5 protein-coding genes and 1 pseudogene are annotated in these 6,037 nt (G+C 72.8%); 1 reads left to right on the top strand and 5 read right to left on the bottom strand.

Translation table 11 applies throughout. The features are described 5' to 3' along the window. From J7E93_RS35840 to J7E93_RS35825, 4 genes and pseudogenes are all read right to left on the bottom strand, one after another. A pseudogene (locus J7E93_RS35840) lies at nt 1–385 on the bottom strand (hypothetical protein); the annotation flags it as partial. Beyond that, nucleotides 382–2,142, bottom strand: a complete 1,761-nt coding sequence (locus J7E93_RS35835) for a phosphatidylglycerol lysyltransferase domain-containing protein (protein ID WP_215074218.1) — start codon at nt 2,140–2,142, stop codon at nt 382–384. The pseudogene J7E93_RS35840 and the gene J7E93_RS35835, both read right to left, overlap by 4 nt. A gap of 96 nt (nt 2,143–2,238) precedes the next feature. Next, on the bottom strand, nt 2,239–3,333 hold the full coding sequence (gene cobT / locus J7E93_RS35830) for a nicotinate-nucleotide--dimethylbenzimidazole phosphoribosyltransferase (RefSeq protein WP_215074217.1): 1,095 nt from the start codon (nt 3,331–3,333) through the stop codon (nt 2,239–2,241). 78 nt (nt 3,334–3,411) lie between these two features. Further along, nucleotides 3,412–4,611, bottom strand: coding sequence for a bifunctional adenosylcobinamide kinase/adenosylcobinamide-phosphate guanylyltransferase (locus J7E93_RS35825; RefSeq protein WP_215074216.1), 1,200 nt, complete (start codon nt 4,609–4,611; stop codon nt 3,412–3,414). A gap of 91 nt (nt 4,612–4,702) precedes the next feature. On the opposite strand from J7E93_RS35825, the gene J7E93_RS35820 reads away from it, so the two are divergent. Then, nucleotides 4,703–4,909, top strand: coding sequence for a hypothetical protein (locus tag J7E93_RS35820; protein WP_137989805.1), 207 nt, complete (start codon nt 4,703–4,705; stop codon nt 4,907–4,909). Nucleotides 4,910–5,005: 96 nt separating this feature from the next. Here J7E93_RS35820 and J7E93_RS35815 read toward each other — a convergent pair whose 3' ends face one another. Beyond that, complete coding sequence (locus tag J7E93_RS35815) at nt 5,006–6,001, bottom strand: S1C family serine protease (RefSeq protein ID WP_374105479.1); 996 nt, start codon at nt 5,999–6,001, stop codon at nt 5,006–5,008. Nucleotides 6,002–6,037 lie beyond the last annotated feature (36 nt).

Raw genomic sequence — 6,037 nt, 5'->3', positions numbered from 1 at the left:
GGGCGTACAGCGTCCCGGCGAGCGTCGCCAGGTAGGCCAGCGCGAGCGTCCGCCACCGGCCGAGACAGATCTCCGTGATGCCGAACACCAGCAGGATCTGCGCCAGCGCGCCCCACACCGGCAGATCGAGCGCCGGTACGAAGAGGGAGAGCGGGGTCCGCAGCAGGGCGAGCCACAGCGGGTCCTCGGCCCGTACCGAGCCGATGTCCTGCACGGGCTGGTAGCCCCAGTCCGTGTTCTGCACGATCTGGAAGAGCGAGGTGAGACAGACGGCGGCCAGCGTCATGGGGATCGCCCGCCACCGCCGCGCGACGAGCGCCGTGCGCACGGCGGTGAACAACGGCCCCCACTCGCGGCGGGCGAAATCCTTGAGGGAGGACCTCACCGCCTGCCCTCCAGATGCTTGCGGTGCAACCACTTCGGCAGGCCGGGGGCTTCCAGGAATCCCTCGGCGCGGCCCGCGGCGACGCCGATGCGCAGCAGGTCGGCGCTCTTCTCGAAGAGCATGAAACGGGGCTCCCAGATCGGTCGGTACTTGGCGTTGGCGCGGTACAGCGACTCGATCTGCCACCAGCGGGAGAAGAAGCTGAGCAGTGAACGCCACATGCGCAGCACGGGTCCCGCCCCGAGCTTCGAGCCACGTTCGAAGACGGAGCGGAACATGGCGAAGTTCAGTGAGACCTGGGTGATGCCGATCTCGTCGGCCCGCTGGAGGAGTTCGATGACCATGAACTCCATCAGGCCGTTCTCGGCGTTCCGGTCACGGCGCATCAGGTCCAGCGAGAGCCCCTTCGCGCCCCACGGGACGAAGGAGAGCACGGCCCGCAGCTCCCCCCGGGCGTCCGTGCACTCCAGCATCACGCACCGGCCGTCGCGCGGGTCGCCGAGCCGCCCGAGCGCCATCGAGAAGCCCCGTTCGGTGGCCCCGTCCCGCCAGTCGTCCGCTTTGCGCAGCAGTTCGTCCATCTCGTCGGCCGGGATGTCCTCGTGGCGCCGGATCCGTACCTCGTACCCGGCCCGCCCGACCCGGTTGAACGCCTGCCGGACCGTGCGCATGGCACGCCCGTCCAGGGTGAACTCGCGGGTCTCCACGATCGCCTCGTCGCCCAGTTCCAGGGCGTCCAGGCCGTGCCGGGCGTAGATGGTGCCGGCCTCCTCGCTCGCGCCCATCACGGCCGGGATCCAGCCGTGCTCGCGGGCCTCGGCCAGCCAGGGCTCGATCGCCCCCGGCCAGGCCTCCGGGTCGCCGATCGGGTCGCCGGAGGCGAGCGAGACCCCGCCCACGACCCGGTAGGCGACGGCGGCCTTCTCGCTGGGGGACCACACCACGCTCTTCTCGCGGCGCAGCGCGAAGTAGCCGAGCGAGTCGCGGTCACCGTACTTGTCGAGCAGCGCCCGCAGCTTGTCCTCGTCCTCCTCGGTCAGCGGGTCGACGGCCCGGCGGGAGCGGAAGGCGGCGAACAGCACGGCGATCAGCAGCAGGGTGGAGAGGACGTTGACGGTGACGTCGACCCAGCCGGGGGTGGTGATCCCGTCGATGCGGGAGTCGTCGGCCGCGAGGGTGGCCAGTCGCATCAGGCCGTACCGCCAGCGCTCCAGGAAGGTGGAGGTGCCGGCGGAGGTGTTGGTGACGGTGACCAGGACCGCGGCGAACAGCGAGGTGACGAGGAGACCGCCGACGGCCACGACGGCGGCGAGCCGCGGGTTGGAGCGGTCGCCCTTGGCGTAGAACTCCTTGCGGCCGAGCAGCAGCGCGAGGACGAACGCGGTGGTCAGGGCCAGGGAGACCCAGTTCTGGGCGTGCTGCCGGATCTCGGGGAAGAGCATCGCGACGGCGAAGAGCAGCAGGAAGAGCCCGGCGAGCACGGTGTTGAGGATCCACGCGGCCCGCTTGCGCCGGCGCATGGTGATCGCCAGGAAGAGGGTGAAGACGCCCGAGGCGAAGCCCGCGGTCAGCATGTACGGAGTGAAGTAGTCGTCCGTGTTGTGCCGGCGGAGGTCCTGGCCGAACGAGACCCATACGGCGCTCAGGAAGTTGATGAACGTGACGGCGCGCAGGTACCAGACGGCGAACGCGGCGCTGCGACGCGATCGGGCGGTGCCCCGGGGCGCTCCTTCGGTGGACAAACGGACCTCTCCCATGAAAAGCGATCATATGGGGCATCGCCTGTCATGACGGGGCGCCGGAGACGGCCGTCCGCGCGTGGCGGGGGCCGTGTCCGGCGCCGTGATCCGTCCTCAGATCCCCTCGTCCACGGGACTCCCCGGAATGGTCGGTTCCGGTACGAGCGGCGGCTCGGGCCGCTCCGGCAGCTCCGCTGCCAGCGCGGCCGCGGCCTGGACGAGGGGAAGTGCGAGCAACGCCCCGGTTCCCTCGCCCACAGTGACGCCGTGATCGAGCAGCGGGTTGAGCGCCATCCGGTCCAGCGCCTTCGACTGCGCCGGCTCACCGCTCACCTGGCCCGCCAGCCACCAGTCCGGCGCCCGGAACGCCGCCCGCTGCGCCACCAGCGCGCAGGCCGCCCCCACCACACCGTCCAAAATCACCGGCATCCGCCGCACCGCGCTCTGCAGCAGGAACCCGGTCATCGCCGCCAGGTCCGCCCCGCCGACCGCGGCGAGCAGCTCCAACTGGTCGCCCAGGACCGGCCGGGCGCGCCGCAACGCGTCCCGGATCGCCGCACACTTGCGCATCCACGCCAGATCGTCGATCCCCGCCCCGCCGCGGCCGGTCACCACCGACGCGTCCGTCCCGCAGAGCGCGGCGATCAGCGTGGACGCCGGAGTCGTGCCCCCGACGCTCAGATCGCCGAGGACCACCAGATCGGTGCCCGAGTCGGCCTCCTCGTCGGCGATCGCCATACCGAGCCGGACCGCCGCCTCGGTCTCCTCGGTGCTCAGCGCGTTCTCCAGGTCGATCCGGCCGCTGCCCCGCCGCACCCGGTGCCGTACCACCTCCGCGGGCAGCAGCTCCGGGTCGCAGTCCAGGCCCGCGTCGACCACCCGCACCGGCACGTTCGCGCTGCGGGCCAGGACCGCCACCGGACTCGCACCGTCCAGCACCGAGCGGACCAGCTCGTGGGCGGTCCCCGCCGGCCGGCCGGACACCCCGAGCGAGGCCACCCCGTGGTCGGCGGCGAAGAGCACCACCCGCGGCTGTTCGATCGCGCGGACCTTCACCGAACCCTGCGCCGCGGACAGCCACTCGCCCAGCTCGTCGAGCCGGCCGAGCGCGCCGGGCGGAACGATCAACCGCTCCCGGCGTTCCTCGGCGTCACGCCGTGTCCCGCCGTCGGGGCGCTCGATCAGATCGGAGAAGTCGTCCAGGTTCAAGGGTCCGCCTTGTGACGTCATCGGTGGTCATCCGTGTGCAGGTACGTGGTCTCGAACAGTACCGCCCACCCGCACCGCTCACCGAAGGACCAGAGCCTGCCCGGCCACCACCAGCACCACCTGCTCGCACTCGTCCCCGAACGCCGCGTTCAGCCGCCCCAGCTCGTCACGGAACCGCCGCCCGGACGCGGTCGCCGGCACGACCCCCGAGCCGGCCTCGTTCGTGACCGCGACGACCGTACGGGAGGTGGCCCGGACCGCCGCCAGCAGCTCCGCGGTCCGCCCGCGGAGCTCCTCCTGCCCGCCGTGCGCCCACCGCTCGTCGTCCCAGGCCCCGGCCCGGTCCATCGCGTCCGTCAGCCACAGCGACAGACAGTCGATCAGCAGCGCGGGACCCTCGGTCTCGAGGAAGGGCACGAGATCGCAGGTCTCGGCGGTGCGCCAGGAGCCCGGACGCCGGTCCCGGTGCAGGCTGACCCGCTGCGCCCACTCCGGATCGCCCTCACGGGTCCCGCCCGTCGCCACGTACAGCACCTCGGGGAACGACTCCAGGCGCCGCTCGGCCTCCACGGACTTGCCCGACCGGGCGCCGCCCGTCACCAGCGTGCGGCGCGGCACATCGGGCACGGCGTGGTACTCGCCGACATACAGGGTCGTCCCGTCCGGCACCGCCCGCGCCCCGGCGGCCGCGAGCCGCCGGTCCAGCTCGGGCCCGTTCGGCACGTCGTGGTCCAGATGGACGGCGATGACGTCGGTGCTCGGCCCGACCGCCCCGGTCGCCCGCAACCGGGCCAGCGCGTCGGGCCGGCCCGTGACGTCCCCGACCACCATGTCGTACGGCGGGCGGTGGTCGTCGGGAAGGCCCGCGGCGGCCCCACCGGGCGGCAGGTAGAGCAGCCGCTCCCCGTCCAGGGACGTCACCTCGTACCCCGTACCGGGCGAGTCCATCGGCACCGCGCGCACCCGGTGCCCACTGATCAGCGTCAGCTCCCGCCCGTCCGGCACCCGCCCGGCGGCCGGCAGGCCTGCCGGCACCTCGACGGCGGGCCCGTCGTGCGGATGGGTGAGCAGCACCTGCCGTACGCCCACGAGCGAATGCCCCGACCGGGCGGCGGCCAGCGCGGCCCCCGGTGTCAGATCGAGCAGCAGCGCCCCGTCCACGAGCAGCGCGGTGGCCGCCCGCGCCCGCGGGCCACGGGACGTCGCGCACACGGCGCAGGGGCATTCGGGGCGGGGAAGCCCGAGAGGGGCGCCGGTGCCGAGCAGAGTCAGTTCCACGCATCGATCCTCCCGCGTCACCGCGAGGGGTGCGCGCCCGGCTACGCTGCGGGCAGGAAACCGATCATCCGGTGAGCCTCAGGAGGCGGACATGGCATGGACGTGGCGGTTCGAGAAGTCCGACGGCACGGAAGTCCAGCCGGCGGTGGTGCCGGAGGAGTTCACGACCCAGGGCGACGCCGAATCCTGGATCGGTGAGTACTGGAAGGACCTCCTGGAGGGAGGCGCGGACCAGGTCACGCTGTCGGAGGACGGCACGAAGATCTACGGCCCGATGCCGCTGAACGCGGAGGGGTGACCCACCGCCCCGGGTCGTGGGCAACCGGTCCGCCGACTGGGAGGCCAGGCGCGGACGGGGTGGGCGCGACCCGGGGTCCGGCGACCCCGCACGGCCCTACATCTCGCCCAGTGTGACCGTCGCCCTGCCCTCCCGGCCCGCCCGCTCGTACACCACCGTCACCTCGTCCCCGGGCTTCAGCGAGGCCAGCGCCTCCGACAACGAGGTGATCGTCGTGACCGGCGCGTCGCCGAGCCGGGTGATCACATCCCCCGGCCTGAGCCCCGCTCTCCCGGCCGCCCCCTCCGCCGGAGCCTCGACCACCGCGACCCCGGCCGGTTCGTAGTTGTCGTCGAGCACGGTCCGGCCGGTGATGTTCAGGGCCGCCCGGCCCGAGTCGGTGACCTTGCCGTCCTTGACGATCTGGTCGGCGACGGTGCGCACCATCGACGCCGGGATCGCGAAGCCGATGCCCGGCGCCGAGCCGCCGCCCAGTTCCGGATCGGTGGCCGCGAGCGTGGGGATGCCGATGACCTCGCCGTCCAGGTTGACCAGCGCGCCCCCGCTGTTGCCGGGGTTGATCGCGGCCGACGTCTGGATCATGTTCCCGATGGTCGCTCCCGTACCGCCCCCGGTGCGGCCCTCGCTGACCGTGCGGCCGGTCGCCGAGACGATGCCCTGGGTGACGCTGCCCGACAGGCCGAGCGGGGACCCCATCGCGAGGACGATCTGGCCCATGTCGACCTTGGCCGAGTCACCGAAACGGGCCGGCTTCAGCCCCTCCGGCACGGAGTCCAGCTTGATGACGGCGAGGTCCTGCTCGGGGTAGGCCGTGACCAGCTTCGCCGACAGCGCCTGCTTGCCCGTGGCCGTCGTCACCTTGAACGCCCGCTCGCGGCCGACCACATGGGCGTTGGTGACGATGTGGCCCTTGTCGTCGTAGACGATCCCCGAACCCAGGCTGTTGGTCGCGTCGATCTGGACGACGGACGGCAGGACGTCCCTGATGACCGCCTGGTAGTCGTCCTGAAGCTCGTTGGCGGCGAGCGGGGCCGCGGCCTGGGTGGAGCGCCCCCCCTGCCGGGCGGACCCGGACGTGCAGCCACCGACCAGGGCGACCGCACAGATGCCGGCGGCCAGGGGCAGGAG

Source organism: Streptomyces sp. ISL-36, assembly GCF_018614205.1.
GTDB lineage: Bacteria > Actinomycetota > Actinomycetes > Streptomycetales > Streptomycetaceae > Streptomyces.
The sequence above is the reverse complement of the archived record's forward strand: the minus strand, read 5'-3'. Positions and strand labels throughout refer to the sequence as shown.

What these genes read in the sequence shown, in the direction of transcription:
- J7E93_RS35835 (WP_215074218.1), bottom strand. Translation starts at nt 2,142, where the DNA reads ATGGGAGAGGTCCGTTTGTCCACCGAAGGAGCGCCCCGGGGCACCGCC.
- J7E93_RS35820 (WP_137989805.1), top strand. Translation starts at nt 4,703, where the DNA reads ATGGCATGGACGTGGCGGTTCGAGAAGTCCGACGGCACGGAAGTCCAG.